A 16,850-nucleotide genomic window follows, 5' to 3' on the forward strand; every position below is an offset into this window, starting at 1 on the left:
GGAATGGGAGACCACGAAAAGATTGAAGGCAGAGATCAGATTTTAGCATCTAGTGCACCGGACGCGATTTCGGTTGGATTAGCTTTATCCGACCGAACAGTCAGGCTGCGCGTGGTGTCAATGATTTCTCAAATGGCAGCTGTCGAGGTAGCCGACGCCGACGATGCTGATGTCATCTTGACCGACTCCGATAACGTGCCTGCTGGCCCCCATTTGGTTCTGGGAGACCCCGCTTCATTGCAATCCACAATTAACGGCGTCGACAAGGACGCCAGCATCTGCGTTCTCGAAGCGGCAATTCGGCTCGTCGTCCACGGTTACCGGATAAGCGTTCCATTGGTCGAGCGTCATCGCTGGGAAACCGACGATTTGACCCCCGAGGGTGATAAGATGCTCACGGAGCGCGAGCGCCAAGTCCTCGAAAAGCTCGCTGCGGGCGCGTCCAACAAGGTGATCGCCAGGGATCTCGAAATCTCCCTCGCGACCGCCAAGTTTCACGTTAGCTCCCTGCTCACAAAATTGGCGGCCCGCAATCGGACAGATGCTGTGGCCATAGGAATCAAACTTGGGCTCCTGCTTCTGTGACGGCAGGCCTGTAAGATGCCATTTCGGAGCGATGGTTGCTTTGATCAACGGCACGGCGGAAATCCGGCACGTCGATCAACTCCACCTGACCGCGATGGGCAAGGATGAACGAGCGCTTTCGGTTTCCGGACTATGTCTGCCGCGGTAACGTCAAATAGACCGATTATGATTGCAACAGCCTTGGGAGCCACCGGCCTCGACCAGCTGGCCGACAACATACGATCCCAGTCGGTGTCGTGACGCTTGCCGCGGGCTTACGGAGCCAGCGGCACGAATAGGCGGAGTCGAAGGAAAATGGTCATTACTGCGGATTCTGCAGCAGCAGCGGTCGCAAGTGAACCATCCCCATCTGGCGCCAGCTTGCGGGGTCTCGATGGCGTTAACTTGCTGCTCGCTGCAGCTTTGTCGGGCTTCGGCCCCTACGTCGCTGCCTTTCTAGCCGAGCAAAATTGGACTCAACAGCGCATCGGCTTTGTGCTGACGGTGGGTGGTTTCGCCGGATTGCTAAGTCAACTACCCGGCGGGGCATTGCTTGACGCTATCCGATCGAAGCGAACCGCGGTCGCGCTAGGTGCGGGTATGATTGCAGCAGGCGCGCTGATTATGGCAGCTTGGCCGAGTTTCCCATTGGTGTTGGTCGCGCTGGTGCTGCAAGGGATCACTGGCGGCTTCCTGGGGCTGGCGATCGCCACCATCAGCCTCGGCCTGGTTGGCCACGCCGCGCTCGCCGAGCGGCTCGGACGCAATCAGCGCTTCGCCTCGACGGGAGGAGTATTCGCGGCCGGCCTCATGGGCTTCATCGCCTATTTCCTGTCGTATCGCGCGATATTCATCGCCGCTGCTGCGCTGGTGCTTCCGCTGCTCCTTGCTCTCGGCCGCATCCACCCCTCGGATATCCATTTCGGCCGCGCCTGCTGCTTTCCGGATCACGAAGGGCCGAGCGCGCCTCCGAGAGTCCGGCTCCGAAGCCTTTGGAAGACTCCCGGCCTGCTGATATTCGCCGGCTGCGTGTTCTTATTCCAGATGGCCAACGCATCGTTGCTGCCACTTGCCGGCGAAGCATTCGCGTACAGCAAGGAAGCGCTTTCCTCACTCATCTTCTCCGCGCTCATCATGGTGCCCCAGGTCGTCGTGGCGATAATGGCGCCGTGGACCGGTCGCCAGGCGAATATGCGAGGCCGCCGGCCGCTGCTGCTCGTCGGATTCGCGGCATTGCCGATCCGTGCGCTGGTGTTTGCCTGGACGACCAATCCAACGATTCTCATCGCCGCTCAATTGCTGGACGGAGTCAGCGGAGCGGTGCTGGGCGTGCTCACGGCGCTGACAGTCGCCGACCTCACAGCTGGTACCGGCCGATTCAATCTCGCGCAGGGTTTCCTCGGAACGATATCCGGGATCGGCGCTTCGCTCAGTACCACACTCATAGGTCTCGTTGCCGGGAGCTTCGGCCCAGCGGCAGGGTTTCTCTGCATCGCAGCAGTGGCCCTGGCCGCCCTTTTTCTCCTGTGGTGGCTCATGCCTGAGACCCATCCGTCAAATAGGAGCTAGCATCTCTGACCGCTCACCCCTTGGACGGCGGACAACCTCGTTTTATTGGTATTACAGCCATTTTCGATGAAGGACTTGCGCATGTCATTCAAGGTTCAGGTCGGGCCAGCAAAGATCGCCATTCATCAGGGGCAGACGGTGTTGCTCACCGAAACCGACGGGCAGGTGAACTGGCCGAGCAAAGGCGGACTTTATTTCCGCGATACCAGGGTGATCAGCGCTTGGGCAATTTATGCCAACGGCGAACTGTGGGATCTGCTAAATGGTGGCGCCGTTGCTCCCCACGCGGCTCGCATCTTCCTGACAAACCGCGCTTTCGAAACCGAAGACGGGCCGGTCGCGGCGCGCACCCTGGGCTTGGTGATCGGCCGTCAAGTCGATCGCGGCCTGCACGAAGACATCGAGATCACCAACAACAGCCAAAAGCCGGTTCGTTTCAACCTGGAGGTCGCGATGCGCGCCGATTTCGCCGACATTTTCGAGGTGAAGGGCGACAACATCGTGCGGCGTGGCCACATCGTCACCTCGTGGTCGGCCAAGCGGGAAACACTCCGCGTGACTTATCGCAACAGGGATTTTGGCCGTGAAGTAATCGTCCATACCGGCAAGGGCGACGGCAGGCCGACGGTATACGCCAACGGACGCTTGAGTTTCGACATTGTGCTGAAGCCCGGGCGGGCCTGGCACCGCTGCCTGATCTACGACCTTGTGGACGGTTCGAAACGCTTTCGGGCATCGAAGGAATGTATTCATTCCAGCGTCACATCGGGCCACTCTCGCAATATAAACGAATGGCAGCGAACGGTCCTGAAAATCGAGACCAGCAACGAGGAATTCTATCGTTGCTATAATCAGGGAGTGCAGGACATGGCGGCCTTGCGGCTTCCGTTACAGGGTACGGATCACATGGTGTTCGTGCCGGCCGCCGGATTGCCGTGGTTCGTAGCGCTGTTTGGCCGCGATGCCCTGGTCGTCTCGTTGCAAACGATGATTGTTTATCCGGAATTCGCTGCGGGCACGCTGGAGGTTTTGGCGCAGTATCAAGCAACGGAGCGCGACGACTACCGTGACGCCGAGCCGGGCAAGATCCTGCACGAGCTTCGTTACGGCGAGCTGGCGCATTTCAAGCTGATCCCCCACACGCCATATTACGGCACGGCGGACGCGACGCCCCTCTATCTGATCGCGCTGCATGCGGCCTGGAAGGCAACTGGCGATCAAGCCCTGATCGAGCGGTATTTGCCGAATGCCGAAGCGTGCCTGATCTGGATCGACAAATACGGCGATCGCGACGGCGACGGATTTCAGGAATATCAAACGCGCTCGAAGGCCGGCTACGAGAACGTGGCGTGGAAGGATTCCGGAGATTCCGTAATGTATCCTGACGGTACGCTCGTGCGCGGCCCTAAAGCTCTGTGCGAACTGCAGGGCTACGTCTATGACGCATGGTTGCGCATGGCCGAGATCTACGATGAGCTCGACGACAAACGACGCGCCAACAGGCTGCGAAAGAAAGCCGCAATCCTGTTCAAGAAATTCAACGAAGCATTCTGGGATGAAAGATCGGGCTTCTATGCCTATGCATTGGATGGCGACAAGAAAAAGGTGTTATCCGTCGTTTCCAATGTCGGGCACTGCCTCTGGTCCGGCATCATCGCACCGGAACGTGCAGCCACCGTGGTAAAACGGCTGATGCAAAAGGACATGTGGAGCGGCTGGGGAATCCGCACGCTGTCATCGGACCATCCTTCGTTCAACCCGTACAATTATCAAACCGGCGCGGTATGGCCGCATGACAACGCGCTGATTGCGCTGGGCATGCGGCGTTACGGCTTTGACGCAGAAGCGGCAGCGGTAGCGCGCGACATCAGCGGTGCCGCAAGCCATTTTCTGCTAAACCAATTGCCCGAACTCTATGCCGGCTTGCAGCGCGATCCGACAGGTTTCCCGGTGCAGTATCTCGGCGCCAACGTGCCGCAGGCCTGGGCAGCAGGGACGCCGTTCGTATTACTCCAAGCGATGCTCGGGCTTCAGCTGGATGCCCCGCGCGGAAAGCTATATGTCGATCCCGCGCTGCCGGATTGGCTGCCGAACGTGACGTTGACCGATCTTCGCCTGGGGCGGCAACGATTCGATATCCGATTTTGGCGTGATGGCAAGGAGACGGCATTCGAAGTGCGGAGGGGGAAGCGCGATGTGGTGGAGCGGAAAGCCATGTCCGCACTTCAACCCCACTCCCTGGCCAGGCATTAAGCAGTCAGCGCGTCGCCGAAGGTATCGCGGGATTCGTTTCCCGGGGACATGAAGCTACAAACGGCGACCCTTCGCTACAAGCGCGAGCCCCGACAAGCGTGTATCTGCCATGATGATGTGTATGCGGTGGGTTCGCTCGAAAACGACCGAATGAAATTACGTGGCCGCGTCAAGGTAGGTCAGCCGGGAACCGTTGAGCGAGGAGCGCGGTAAATGAACCAGCGTCGATTCCTCCATATCGTCTTTGCCTCGACTAGCGGTCACACGGAGTACGTGGTGGATGCACTGATCGATTCTTTGAAGAGCATTGCCCAAGGCTGGGAAATCAAGGAAACGATGGCCGAGAAAACCCAGCCACAGGATTTGCTAAGCGGAGATGTTCTCCTGCTCGCCTCCGCGACCTGGAATACCGGAAGTATCGAGGGGCAATTGAATCCACACATGTGGGTGCTGCTCCATGACAAGGCGAAGACTCTGGACTTGGCCGGCAAACCGTGTGCGTGCATCGGGCTCGGGGACCATCGATACTTCTACACCGCGCGAGCGGCGGATCATTTGCAGCACTACGTTACGGCCCATCATGGCCGGCTGATTGTTCCAGTGCTCAAGATCATAGACGAACCCTACGGCCAGGAGGAGGCATTAAGGGTTTGGGGCAAACAGTTGGTGGATGCTTCCAAGCCGGCAGATCGGTGTTAGGCGATGCCCCGCAAATCTCTCAAAATAGTCGGCGCTTCCGGACAGGGAATAAACTCCATTGGCGCGATTGTCGCCAAAGGTCTCAAGAGATCCGGATATTGCGTGTTCGGCTACCGCGAGTATCCCTCGCTCATCAAGGGCGGCCATGCCAGCTATCAGCTGGATATCTCGAATCAACCCATCCGCAGCACCGAAACGAAGGTGAACGTGCTTGTCGCGCTCAACCATCACGGGCTCGAGTTGAATATGGAGGAACTGAAACAGGGAGGGATCGTGCTGCACGTGACGCCCGGGTGGCAGTTTCCGGAGCATCATCAGAAGCTGATCGCGGAGCGAAGCCTTCGCGTCATCTATTTCCCGGTTGATGACATTCTCAACCGCCTCGGCGCGAGGGCAATTCTGTCGAACGTGCTGCTGACCGCCTTTGTCTGGTCCATGCTTGACCAGGATATCGATGCTCTCAAGTCCCTCGTCGGAGAGACCTTTGCGAAGAAGAAAGCTCTGCTCGAACTCAACATGCGATGCATCGATGAGGGATATTCCTTTGTCGACCCGGAGCAAGGGAGGATCTCCGTCGCGTTGCCGCCGCCTGACAAGGGTTTTGCCAGCCACCTTTTGATTACCGGCAGTCAAGCGATGGGACTTGGCGCGGTGCATGCGGGGGTGCGGCTCTATGCCGGCTACCCGATGACGCCCTCCAGCCCGCTGCTTTCATTCATTGCCGGGCTCGAAAACAAGACTCACATGGTGATTAAACAGGCGGAAGACGAAATCACCGCCGCGCAGATCGTGAGCGGGGCGATGTATATGGGAACCCGCGCGCTCACCGCCACGTCAGGTGTGGGATTCGATCTCATGAGCGAGACACTGTCTCTGAATGCTATGATCGAGAACCCGACGGTGTTTGTGCTGGCGCAACGCCCCGGTCCGGCGACCGGCCTGCCGACCTGGACGGCTCAGGGCGGTCTCTTACAGGCCGCGAACTGCTCTGCCGGTGAATTCACGCGCTGCGTGATCTCGGTCAGCAACAGCCAGGATGCCTTCGATTTGATGCCGGTCGCATTCAATCTGGCAGAGCAGTATCAAATCAGTGTCATTATCCTCACCGACAAGCAGATCGCCGAGGCGCTCTACACGCAACACCCTTACGACCTGGAAAAGGCCGATATCGATCGCGGCAGGCTCGTCGTCGATCCCGAGAAGCTGAATGCGTTGAAATCTTCCGATCGATACGATCCCAATGCCGAGGGCGGCATTTCATCGCGATGGCTTCCCGGTAGCAAGGCCGCAACCTACTGCGCCCAGGCCGATGAACACAACTCCTCGGGCACCACGGATGAGTCCAGCGTCAATACCAAGTTGCAGATGGAAAAGCGGCTGCGAAAGTTCCATGGGTTAAAGGCACGCCTTCCCGAGCCCCATTTGAGCGTGGCCGGTCGCAGTGAGAAGACAACCGACTGGCTGGATGAAGGCAGCGAAATCGAGTTGCTCGCGATCGGCTGGGGAAGTAGCGGTGATGTATTTCGAGAAGTTATGTGCAGCGACGAACTGCGAGAGCGGAAGATCGCGTACTTGCACTACACATATCTCTGGCCGCTCCGCACCCAGGAGCTTCAGAAATTGGCAAAGCGGTCGAAACGCGTTGTCCTGGTGGAGCAGAACTATCAGGGGCAGTTGGGTATGCTCATCAGGATGGAGTGCGGATTGGACATCGCGGACAAAATTCTGAAGTACGACGGCCGACCGTTCTTCTACGATGAACTTCTCTCGTCGGTGGTGGAGAGATGCGCCTCGGCAAGTCAGGAGAATTCTCACGGCGTTGAACTTGCAGGGTGACACATCATGAATATCGCTCTGGAGACCCACCCGCCCGCTCCTTCCGAGTACTACTCGGAAACCAAATGTAGTTGGTGCGACGGCTGCGGCAATTACGGTATCTGGACGGCCGTGAAGTATGCGCTCGTGGAACTGAACTTGCACCCGTGGCAAGTATGCCTCTGCTACGACGTTGGCTGCCACGGTAACGGTTCGGACAAGATCCAGGGCTACCGCTTCCACGGGCTCCACGGTCGTGTCATCCCATTCGCGGCGGGCGCGAAGCTTGCAAATATGAATGTCCCGGTGATCGCTTTCGGCGGGGATGGCGCGACCTTCTCGGAGGGAATAGGACACTTGGTACATGGCCTGAGGAGCAATTATCCCATCACGTTCGTTCTGCACAACAATGCGAACTACGGACTAACGACGGGTCAGGCGAGTTCGCTCACGTGGCAGGACCAGCCGATGAATACGAGCCCCAACGGCATTCCTGAGCACACTTTGGCGAGCATGGACTTCATCTTCTCGCTGAAGCCCACCTTCGTTGCGCGCGGCTTCAGCGGCGACATCAAACTGATGACCCGCATACTCAAGGCTGCCATCCAACACCGCGGCTTTGCCTTTGTCGATATGCTGCAGGCCTGTCCGACATACAATCATTTCGCGACGCACGAATATCTGCTGGACAGGTACTTCGATGCAAATGCCGGCGGTCACGACCCAAGCAATCTGCAGCAGGCGAAGGCACTCGCTACCCAGGTTCAGGATCGCATCGCCTGCGGCATTCTCTATCAACGCGAAGACATTCCCGACTTCTATAACCGGCTAATTCCGCGGCAAGGCCTGGCGACGACCTGCGTGGAGGAGGTGCGGAGGTATGACGTGAGCGAATATTGGAAGGCGCTGGTGTAAGTAAAACGAGCCAAAAAGTGAACCTTTGTCAGAATGAAAACAGCCCACTTGTCAAAATGGAAATCAGCGTGTGCGATAAGTACCGACCACGCTTCGCGCTTCCTGCGGTTGTACGAAGCGCTGGAGTCGGCCCGCGAAGACACCGCTTACACGGCCTTCGAACGGCTGTTTCGCGAGCGCGGCTTGCCGTTCGCCATCCGCTCCGACCGCGGAGTGCCCTTTGCCAGTCCAAATGCCCTGTTCAATCACTCAAAACTCTCGGGCCTGCCCGAGCTGAGTTGGCGGCCCCGCCACCCAGCTGACCTTTATGCTTGTGCTGTTTTTTTATTGATGGCGATCTCCATGCGAACACTCACTTTCGTTTCTGGACAGTAAGCCCTTAGCGCCAAAGTCATCGCTTAACGCGCCAACAATGATTGAACAAAAAAGCGTCCCAGCCAGGGGCGACGGCCGGGACGCTCAGGAGGCTTCGCCGGCCACAGCACCGGCGAATTGCTTTCTTAAACACGGCCAAGCTGCCTCCAATAATGAGACTCACATTCCGGTATCGATATTTCCGACTTTTTGCTTTTTTAACTCTCAAGAGAGTGTTGCGGGTTTCATTTCCGCGCATGAATGATGCTTGCCGACCTAAGACGTCAGACGATCAACATGTCTTCCACGTGAGCGCACGGAAGACAGAACGTCTTTCGTGAGGGCTTGGTTCTCAATATTCGGATGTTCGGGAATATCAGGACTCCAGAGACGGTCTGGTTATCAGAGCGCTTATGCCCGATAGGAGCTAGATGGAGACACTCGATGACCAAACGCACAATTCTTGGCGTGGTCGCGATTCTGTCAACGGCGATCACAACTCCGGGACTCGCACAAGCAGTTATCCAAGAACCCGGCGCATCCGCTTTTTACCGCCCGAACGGGGATTTAAGGATTGCATCCGCGCCACCTCGGCGACGAGAAGAAGCTGTTGTTGGTCGCGGAACTGCCGACGCTATGGCTTTAGCACCGTCCTTCCGTCCATCAATGGCCGGATATGAAACCACAACCAGGCCCTGGACAGCGCCGGTAGGCCACCGCCAGCCGCGTGCAGACGATGTTCCTACAAGGACGACTCCATCTCAGCAGAGCCTTGATCAAGAAGATGCGAACGTTGACCGCATAATCAGAAACGTTTGCCGAGGGTGCTAAACGCCGCACATCTCAGCTGTACGTATCAAACGCCTCTGATGACCACTGACGAGGGCCCGCCGATACAAAGGTGACCCTCGCCTGCCGTCAACCAGATGCTGCTTCTTTGGCGACCCGCGCAAGAATCACCTCCTGCGTTCGGCTGATTTGGGCACATACCAGAAAGGCAGCGCGCGCAGTGTCCCGCGCCCTGAACGCTTGTATGAGGTCGTCGAATCCGTGCGCAGCGCGCTCGGCGAACTGCGGGCTTACGTTTGTGATGGTGCCACAGAGCTGGATTTGCAACGTCAACTGCGCCAGCGCCTCGACGAGCGCCCAATTTCCGGATTGCCCCGCGATAGCTTCGTAGAATTCCCGATCGCGGACGGCATATCTTTCGACGTCGCCACGCTGCAAGGCAACCACGGCTTCAATAAGTATGTTTTCAATCCGTCGGATGTCGCAGTCGCTCGTTCGAGGGACAGCTAGTTCGACCGCGAAACATTCAAGCCGCTTGTAGAATTCGTAAAGGTCCGCTGTCTCGCTGTGAGAAAAGCTGCGCACATAGAAGCCGCGATAGGGTTTGATCTCGATCAGCCCACCCTTTGCAAGTATTGAGATCGCCTCGCGGAACGGAGTTCGACTCACCCGCAGCTTGTCGGTCACCTGCTTCTCGTCGACCCATCCGCCACGCGGCAATTCGCCGGATAAGATCAGGTGCACGACCTCTTCATAGATCCGTTCGCGTAGGGTTGTTTTACGCGGTTTTTCAGCATTTTTGATCAGCATGATGACGCGTCCACCAGACAGCCCATTGGGGCGTACGGGTCAGGACGTCCCTGCAGAGGACTAGACGATTTCACTCGCCTATTTGGTTTCCGGCGCCGGCGATCCCGCGGAGAATGCGCGCTCGAATGATGCAAGATCTGCGCTGGGCAAGTCTGAAACTGCAATGTAGGTGAATTCGGGATCGTTCCAGCTTCGGACGTTGTACCCTGCAATCGCTTGGTCAGAGACGGATTGACCGGGCGGCAAGGTCGTCAGGCTGACTGTATGCTTGGCGTGCTTGTAGACGATCGTCGCAACCGGATCGTGGCCAACGACGTCCACGCGGCCGCCCACCAGCACGAAGCCCTGCGCCGCGAGGTCGGGCACCTGGGGCGACTCAGGCAGGCGCGATGTGAACCAAGGCTTGACCGTATGGCGATCGGAAGACGCAACGTCGAAAGGCTGTGGTGCCAACAGACCCCGGATATGGCCTGCGACGACCTCGCGGGCAACATCCTCATGGAGATTGTCGCGCTCGATCGTCAGCATGACGGAACTCGAGATCACCGCGCCAAACACCGCTGCCGCCGCCAACGCTTGAAACGACCAGTTTCGCTGGCGCGGACGTCGCACCTGCCCCAGACGTACCACATGGCCCGGAAGATTCATCTGACCAGGACCATCTGCATCCAATGCCGATTGGATGCGGGCCTGCAGGCCTGGAGGCAGCTCATATTGCGAAAGCTTACGAACGGCGCGGCCCAACGACAGCAGCCGGTTATATCGGGCCTTCAAAGATTCATCGTCAGCCAGCCGTCGCTCGAACTCAATCGCGGAAGACGGATCGAGTTCGTCGTCGCAATAGGCGTTCATCTGCAGTTCGTCGTTCTCTTTTATCGATGCAATCATCATTTATTTACTCTCAGTCTCTCAGAAGAGCGATTAGAAGTTGCCTGCCCCGGGACAGGCGCGACATTACCGTGCCGATTGGAACATTGGTGATCTCCGCGATATCGCGATAGTTCAATTGATTGATTTCCCGCAAGACAATCACTTCGCGAAACTGCGCCGGCAGCTGCGCCAGGGCGCGCTGAGCGTCTTCGGCATCCGCTTTGAAAAGAGCAATCTCCTCTGGTGTCTCTACCCTCGTTCGATGCGGGCCTTCCTGCTCAAGTTCCTGTTGCTCCGCAGCACTTAGATCGTCCGTGAAAACCACCGCCTTGGGTCTGTTCTTCGCCAACCAGCTATAGGCGGTGTTGCGCACGATCGTCAGGGACCACGCGCGAGCGTTGACGGCACCGAAACCCTTGATGCCGCGAAACGCGCGCAACGCGGCATCCTGCACAACGTCTTCGGCGTCGTAGGCATTGCCGGTGAGCCATTGCGCGAGACGATAGGCTTCGGCCATGTGTGGCAGAAAGACTTCATCGAACACTGCGCGTTCGTCTTTGTTCTGCACAACCGGGATCGATGCCTGCTGCTCGCCGGACAAACGATCTGAGCCTTCCGGCCGTTTTCCTGACAAGACTTCTTTAAGCCCGGCACGCCAGAAATTCGACCGATGTACCGATAAGGGTGTCGTCATGTTCAGCACGCTAAGGTTTTCGGTGCTTTGGGTTCGGTCACTTCACGATGACTTTTCCGACCATATGCGGATGCAGACCGCAGAAGTAGTCGAAGGTGCCGGCGCTGGCGAACGTATAGGAAAACGAATCGTCAGTATCGAGCGCCTTCGACCGGAATGCTTTGTCCTTGTTGACCACTAAATGCGGGATATCGTCATGGTTGACCCACTTCACCGTCGTTCCCACGGCAACCGTTAATTCCGGGGGCGTGAAGGTGAAATTGTCGATGGTAATCACGTTCGTGGCATCCTGCGCTGCTACCGCACCAACCGCCGTCATCGCGCCAACGACTGGGCCCAAGAGGATTGCAACGACCAGGGCGCGGCTAACAGCAAACCGGGCCGCGGCGGACCGGAACTTGCTGATCAGTATTCGCATGTTGGATCCTCCATCAACCGGCTAATGTCTTGTCGACGATCGCGAGCGGCTTGTTACCCTGGACCATGGTGATGCTGGATAAGCCCAGGAACGTGCGAAGCTTGTCGGCGGGGACGAGCATCGGACCTGGCGCTGGTGCAGTCCCGGGGGCCGGCTGCGGAAACGCCGTCGACAACGCGGTGTGGAAGGTGATGTTGCCCTCCACCTTCTGCGCCAATTGGTGAATGTGCCCGTTTAGAACGGTGACCGAGCCAAAACGCTTGAGCAACGCAAGCGCCCGCGTACCGTCTTCGGTGCCCCAACCCCATTCCCTGTAGAGCACCTGTAGCGGGATATGCGCAAACACGACGATCGGCGTGCTGCCGGACTTTTCCTTCAGGTCGGCCTCGAGCCAGGCGAGCTGCTCGGCACCGAGGTTGCCTAGTCCGCCGCCCTTCAGATCGACGACATTGACAAGACCGATGAAGTGGACGCCGTGATCGTCGAAGCTGTACCAGCCCGCGCCCTTCGTGCCTTTGCCGTAACGCTCCAGATAGGCCTTGCCGTTTTCTTCGTCGATAATGTCGTGTTCGCCAGGCACATAATGAAGCTGTACACCGGTCTCGCTGAACACCTTGTCGGCATTGTCAAATTGTGCCGGTTTGGAAAGATGAGTGATGTCGCCGGTGTGAATGATAAAGGACGGCTTGACCGGCATCGCCTTCACTATGGCGACGGCCTCACGCAGCGTGCCGAGCGCATCCGGGTTCGCCGCCTTGTCGAAGCCGATATGGCTATCGCTCATCTGCAGAAACGTGAAGCTCTCGGGCTCGGCGGCGAGAGCATCGCCGATCATCCCCACCGAGTGGGGAACGCCGCCGCTCACAGTCCAAAGCACCCCGGTCCCCGCCCACACCATGCATTCGAGCACTTCCCGGCGGCCTAATCCCTGTCCGCGATCGTCAAAGCCTTTTTTGGACATGTCACATCTCCCTGCGGGAGCCAGAGGGCTCCAACTGGCGCCAAATTGCGCCGCTAAACAGGAGACATGGTCTTTTCGGGCTTTATTCCCAAAAATACAATTTCTCGGTCAGTGCCTTTCCTCGCTCCAATTGCTCATTTCGATGACGGCACCTGACCATTGGAGCCGAGTTTTCGTTCCTGAAGGTATTGGGCCCGGGTCGATCACGACGTCTATTTAAATTTCCAGTTCGCCGACGCGTATCCCAGCAAGCGAAGTTCGCCGGAATAAACCGATCGCCTGTCCAGTCTCCTGAGTGACGCGGAATAGCAATGCGGTCTCATCGAACCCTATGGCTCGGCAATCCGCAGGGTTCGCCGGACGCTAAGCCCGCAACCTATTGGTTACGACCGGACCTACCTCAGCGCAGCCCGGGTGCCGGGGCGTTTTGCGAAACGCCATGCAAATCCGCGCGCAGGAAATGATCCAGTCCAACCAAACGAGGAAGGAAGCCGATCATGCTGAATAGAATAGATACCTCAACAGTCACCCATTCTCACCCGAATGGATTTGCTCAAGTCATAGAGAGACTTGGTCCTGCAATTATGGGCGCACAGTGCGGACTTTTCGTTGCCGCGCTTGTGGCTAAAGCAAATATCGAACCGATCAATTCTATTGGAGCTCTCTTCTCAGCGGTCCTCTACCGCTCTGTCGGCTTCTATTTGAGAACCAACATTCCTTCACTGCCTGCCGGCGCCTCCGACCGCTCCCTATCACACGGCGGTTCGAGTCCGACGGCGTTTGCGATTGCGCTGGCGAGCGGCGCCAGCACATTCCTCGCCGCCTTTGCAGCGCTCGTGTCGGTATGTATGATCGTGCTTGATGAGGCTCCGCCCGTCGTTTGGAATGTCGGGATCGTTTTCTGGTGGATGATCGGCGTGCTGCTGCAGCTTGCCGCTGGCACCGCCGCGCGCCTTGGACAATTCACAGGCGCCCCTGGCGAATTGAAAGCACCGCGACGTTCGCATAACAGGACAGTCAATCTGGCTTGAGAGGCTGCAACTCTATCCGCCGACAACTTCCAGATCATATTCATGCCTATCGGGGTGTGGGGGCATCACCTTCCCCACAATCGTTACTTATAAATCCCAGCTGTCATCCACCTGCTAGTCCGTTGGCACGTCGAAGGCTTTGCTAATTGCGCGGGGCGATGGAGGCACTTCGCTTGGCCGAGAACAGCTCGTCGAAGCGCACCGAATAACCGATACCGACAATGTAACTGGGCGCGTTGTGATTGAGCCCCACGGCTATGTGGAAATCCACCTGCTGATTTGGACTGAGACGATACAGACCACCCGAATTCAGGAGTTGGGCGGGACTCCCATTCTCCGGGTAATCACCCACGTACTCCACAAATAGGCTCGCCCTCTCGGTCACATTCTTTTCGATGACAAATGTGGCTTCTGTAATCAGCTTGCTGGTCGGGTCCGAGGGACGAAAGAACTCGGTCAAACATTCCACTCAATCCCCACCCGCGGTCCAATTCCCACGACCACGGGAATTGAAAATAGGGCTGCGAGCCGCGACCGGCTATGCTGGCTGATCCGGTCGGCAACGCCACGCCAAACACCGCCGAGAGATCGACCTTTCCGGGGGCTGGGCTGATCTGCCACTTCAGCGCTGGCGCGACATCGGAAAACCCGGAATTTTTGGGACCTTGAACATTTGCAAAGTACGTCGGCGTGTCCACAAGAAATTCGAGACAGTTCGCAATTCCAGCGCGCAAACGTGTATTTGTGCCGTCCACAAATCGATCGCCGTCCCGCGTGCTGAAATTGACGCCGTTTTCGATCTGCAGACTGCCCGCAGGCACAACAAGGCTGGAATTCGTGACGTCAGGTCGATCGGTGGTGATCTCGTCCTTGGTGCTTGGACAACCGTCCGCCCTTGTAATTGTGCTGAGACAAACAGCCAAGGCCAGCACGACTATTGCGAGCCTGCAAACGAACGCCAACTGACCGCCCCTTCAAACCACCATTGCACTAAGTCTCGAGGTCTTGGCTAATATCTCGCCGCTCAAACGTTAACAGAATTAGATGTTCGGAATATCAGCGCTCGAAGGAGAGTCTTTCCATCGAAGGGCGCTCATGTGCAACGGTCCAAGTTCCACTCTCATCGGGGATAGCCTGAAATGAGTTCCTTGTTGGGATTCGTTGCGCTCGCTGGCAGTGCGACCGAGCATGTTCTGGGGTACTTAGAGCGTCACCACTGGTTTTTTGGGGTTCTCGTGATTGGCTATATATTTCATCTTCACGACAAAAGCCTTCATACCAGATTTGACGCGCTTGACAGACGGCTTGATGAGATCAGGAAGCGTCTTGCTTGTGACAACTGATTCAGTGCGAAGAGGCCCGTGAATCCAGATAGCAGGGGCGGTACATGGCCGCGAGCTGGCGGCCGCTCAGGAAAATCATGCGCGGGGTGAGCCCTCCGCGTTGGTCGATCCAGCGCCGCACCTCAAATGGATACATGGAATACAGGGTCTGCGTTGCTCCGGGATTGGTGGTTTTGCGACCGCTGGAACCGGGATCCCAGGCGGCGTGAAATCCAAGCTTGGCGCGGGTGGTCACGCATATCTTGTCATGAGGAACCGTTCCGAGAACGATGGTGCAGGCCGAGGCACAAAAACCGTCGATGATCACCATCTCGCCCGAGCTACGTACGCCCTTATATTTATCGACGTATGTTCCGATCCGGCCGCCAGGGTCCTCCACAATCCGAACCGCCGCGTCGCTTGCTCCAATTCCCGCGAGCAGGGTAGTCGTCGCGAGTAACGTTGGGAGGCTCTTCATGACCATTCCAGTCTCAAACTGTCGGATCTGAATCTGACCCCCAAAAGTGATGTCAAGCTGACTTTATCTAGTCGCCCGCCGCAGACCAAGCCGGAAAGCGGGCTCGATTGCCATCCAGAAATGTATATTTCTAGTGGCAATCATATATTCGTGCGCAAGCTGACATTCGTCCAGTTCGCGAGCCGGAAGTGATCGAGGGCCTGATTGTCCGTCTCAAGGCCGAGAAGCCGCACTGGGGTGCGCGCAAGATCCGGGAACTGCTGGTCAGGAGACTCGACGGCGATGTTCGGGTTCCGGCCAAAAGCACCATCCATGCGGTCCTTGATCGCCATGGCTTGGTCAAGCGCGGCGGCGAACCGCAAACGCGATCTCCGTGTTGTTGAGACCTGGTAAGGTTAGAAACTTACAGCGCCCGCTACGGGGATCGGCAGGGTCATCTCGAGATCGCGGACCGGTTCGCGGATGAAACTTCGTTACTCGCGTACCGAAAGCGCATCGGGGATACCGGAATCACGTGGACTTGGAAGGCTCTCACCCATAGGTTTCTCGAGTATCAGAAGCCGAAGCTGAAGGTGAATTCGACGACCGCAGACTTGGAGGCGCGGCGACCGCGATCCTCATCCAGAGCCGATAGGACGAACGAACGCATCGTGGGCGGCGTAAGCCAAGTGTAAGTCGCACCGGTGTGCCTTCCGAAAGGCTACGGGTTGTTGCAAACTGCATATGTAGCCCGCGATTCGTAGATGTCTTGAGGACCCATGAACGAGACTTTGATATCCGCCTGCACGATGTTTCTCGTTCCGGCAACGCTTTTGTTTGGCGCTTTAGGTGTCGCGAACTCGTCCTTTCTCAAAATGCTGGTCTGCCTGCTTGGCGTAGCCACGACAGGAACATGGCTTTACCGGATATGGTGGTGGACAAATCTGTCATTGATTGATCGCAGAACGACGCTTGGTTTCGCGGGCATGTTTGCGTGCGCGTGGCTGGTGACATTCTTGGTGCAGTTGAAGAATGTGTTTTTGCTGCGCTGACTGATCCAGATTGACTAATTTGAGCGCAGCGGAGTCGAAGGCTATCGCCGGGCGGTTAGAATCCGAGAAATGCACGCCCAAGGCAACCGTTACCGCACACACTTTGGAGGTGACGATGAAGATCTCTTTGGTGCCAGAGGTTTCGCAACGTTGATTAAAAGCCGCAAGCCACTGAGCGTTCGCCACGCCGAGGAAGAATTCCTTCTTCTCCAATCCGCCCAACTCAACAATGTTAATAGCTTAAGTCTAGCGTGTTGCAAATTTGTTGCATCGACGG

The 16,850-nt window shown here is 57.4% G+C and carries 16 protein-coding genes and 2 pseudogenes; 9 read left to right on the forward strand and 9 right to left on the reverse strand.

Annotation, left to right across the window (positions count from 1 at the left end):
* Positions 1 to 3 precede the first annotated feature (3 nt).
* The 7 genes and pseudogenes from B5527_RS46570 to B5527_RS46575 all read left to right on the forward strand — a co-directional run.
* The gene (locus B5527_RS46570) at positions 4 to 585 is read left to right on the forward strand and encodes a helix-turn-helix transcriptional regulator (RefSeq protein ID WP_079603905.1); all 582 of its coding nucleotides are present in this window, start codon (positions 4 to 6) and stop codon (positions 583 to 585) included.
* Positions 586 to 879: 294 nt separating this feature from the next.
* Positions 880 to 2,133 carry an MFS transporter gene (locus B5527_RS24925; protein ID WP_079603906.1) on the forward strand — a complete coding sequence of 418 codons (1,254 nt, stop codon included), beginning with the start codon at positions 880 to 882 and terminating at the stop codon, positions 2,131 to 2,133.
* An 81-nt stretch (positions 2,134 to 2,214) separates the two neighbouring features.
* Positions 2,215 to 4,386, forward strand: coding sequence for a glycogen debranching N-terminal domain-containing protein (locus tag B5527_RS24930; protein WP_079607476.1), 2,172 nt, complete (start codon positions 2,215 to 2,217; stop codon positions 4,384 to 4,386).
* A gap of 213 nt (positions 4,387 to 4,599) precedes the next feature.
* Positions 4,600 to 5,085 (forward strand): flavodoxin family protein, encoded by a 486-nt coding sequence (locus tag B5527_RS24935; protein WP_079603907.1) that lies wholly within the window; start codon positions 4,600 to 4,602, stop codon positions 5,083 to 5,085.
* Between the two features lie 3 nt (positions 5,086 to 5,088).
* Positions 5,089 to 6,921 carry a 2-oxoacid:acceptor oxidoreductase subunit alpha gene (locus B5527_RS24940; protein WP_079603908.1) on the forward strand — a complete coding sequence of 611 codons (1,833 nt, stop codon included), beginning with the start codon at positions 5,089 to 5,091 and terminating at the stop codon, positions 6,919 to 6,921.
* A 6-nt stretch (positions 6,922 to 6,927) separates the two neighbouring features.
* The gene (locus B5527_RS24945) at positions 6,928 to 7,815 is read left to right on the forward strand and encodes a thiamine pyrophosphate-dependent enzyme (protein WP_079603909.1); all 888 of its coding nucleotides are present in this window, start codon (positions 6,928 to 6,930) and stop codon (positions 7,813 to 7,815) included.
* Positions 7,816 to 7,896: 81 nt separating this feature from the next.
* Positions 7,897 to 8,076: pseudogene (locus tag B5527_RS46575) on the forward strand (IS481 family transposase); the annotation flags it as partial.
* A 1,011-nt stretch (positions 8,077 to 9,087) separates the two neighbouring features.
* On the opposite strand, the gene B5527_RS24955 reads toward B5527_RS46575, so the two are convergent.
* The 5 genes from B5527_RS24955 to B5527_RS24975 all read right to left on the reverse strand — a co-directional run bounded on the left by B5527_RS24955 (position 9,088) and on the right by B5527_RS24975 (position 12,711).
* Entirely contained in the window at positions 9,088 to 9,768 is a 681-nt protein-coding gene (locus B5527_RS24955; protein ID WP_079603911.1) for a GntR family transcriptional regulator, read from the reverse strand.
* 78 nt (positions 9,769 to 9,846) lie between these two features.
* Complete coding sequence (locus tag B5527_RS24960; protein ID WP_079603912.1) at positions 9,847 to 10,659, reverse strand: anti-sigma factor family protein; 813 nt, start codon at positions 10,657 to 10,659, stop codon at positions 9,847 to 9,849.
* Positions 10,660 to 10,669: 10 nt separating this feature from the next.
* A complete protein-coding gene (locus tag B5527_RS24965) occupies positions 10,670 to 11,332 on the reverse strand; it encodes a sigma-70 family RNA polymerase sigma factor (RefSeq protein ID WP_079603913.1) in 663 nt (220 codons plus the stop codon).
* 37 nt (positions 11,333 to 11,369) lie between these two features.
* On the reverse strand, positions 11,370 to 11,750 hold the full coding sequence (locus B5527_RS24970; protein WP_079603914.1) for a cupredoxin domain-containing protein: 381 nt from the start codon (positions 11,748 to 11,750) through the stop codon (positions 11,370 to 11,372).
* A gap of 13 nt (positions 11,751 to 11,763) precedes the next feature.
* A complete protein-coding gene (locus B5527_RS24975; protein WP_079603915.1) occupies positions 11,764 to 12,711 on the reverse strand; it encodes a metallophosphoesterase family protein in 948 nt (315 codons plus the stop codon).
* A 497-nt stretch (positions 12,712 to 13,208) separates the two neighbouring features.
* On the opposite strand from B5527_RS24975, the gene B5527_RS24980 reads away from it, so the two are divergent.
* Positions 13,209 to 13,742: a hypothetical protein gene (locus tag B5527_RS24980; RefSeq protein WP_154072503.1), complete on the forward strand. Its 534-nt coding sequence runs from the start codon at positions 13,209 to 13,211 to the stop codon at positions 13,740 to 13,742.
* A gap of 142 nt (positions 13,743 to 13,884) precedes the next feature.
* Here B5527_RS24980 and B5527_RS46580 read toward each other — a convergent pair whose 3' ends face one another.
* From B5527_RS46580 to B5527_RS24995, 3 genes are all read right to left on the reverse strand, one after another.
* The gene (locus B5527_RS46580) at positions 13,885 to 14,202 is read right to left on the reverse strand and encodes a transporter (RefSeq protein WP_245332243.1); all 318 of its coding nucleotides are present in this window, start codon (positions 14,200 to 14,202) and stop codon (positions 13,885 to 13,887) included.
* Positions 14,087 to 14,674, reverse strand: coding sequence for a transporter (locus B5527_RS47175; RefSeq protein ID WP_338065131.1), 588 nt, complete (start codon positions 14,672 to 14,674; stop codon positions 14,087 to 14,089). The genes B5527_RS46580 and B5527_RS47175 overlap by 116 nt, the downstream gene beginning before the upstream one ends.
* Positions 14,675 to 15,086: 412 nt before the next feature.
* The gene (locus tag B5527_RS24995) at positions 15,087 to 15,542 is read right to left on the reverse strand and encodes a hypothetical protein (RefSeq protein WP_079607477.1); all 456 of its coding nucleotides are present in this window, start codon (positions 15,540 to 15,542) and stop codon (positions 15,087 to 15,089) included.
* A 167-nt stretch (positions 15,543 to 15,709) separates the two neighbouring features.
* Here B5527_RS24995 and B5527_RS46585 point away from each other — a divergent pair.
* A pseudogene (locus B5527_RS46585) lies at positions 15,710 to 15,904 on the forward strand (IS481 family transposase); the annotation flags it as partial.
* 564 nt (positions 15,905 to 16,468) lie between these two features.
* On the opposite strand, the gene B5527_RS44460 reads toward B5527_RS46585, so the two are convergent.
* Positions 16,469 to 16,786 carry a hypothetical protein gene (locus B5527_RS44460; protein WP_154072504.1) on the reverse strand — a complete coding sequence of 106 codons (318 nt, stop codon included), beginning with the start codon at positions 16,784 to 16,786 and terminating at the stop codon, positions 16,469 to 16,471.
* Between the last annotated feature and the right edge of the window lie 64 nt (positions 16,787 to 16,850).

Origin of the sequence: Bradyrhizobium erythrophlei (assembly GCF_900129425.1) — a bacterium.
GTDB classification, from domain to species: domain Bacteria; phylum Pseudomonadota; class Alphaproteobacteria; order Rhizobiales; family Xanthobacteraceae; genus Bradyrhizobium; species Bradyrhizobium erythrophlei_C.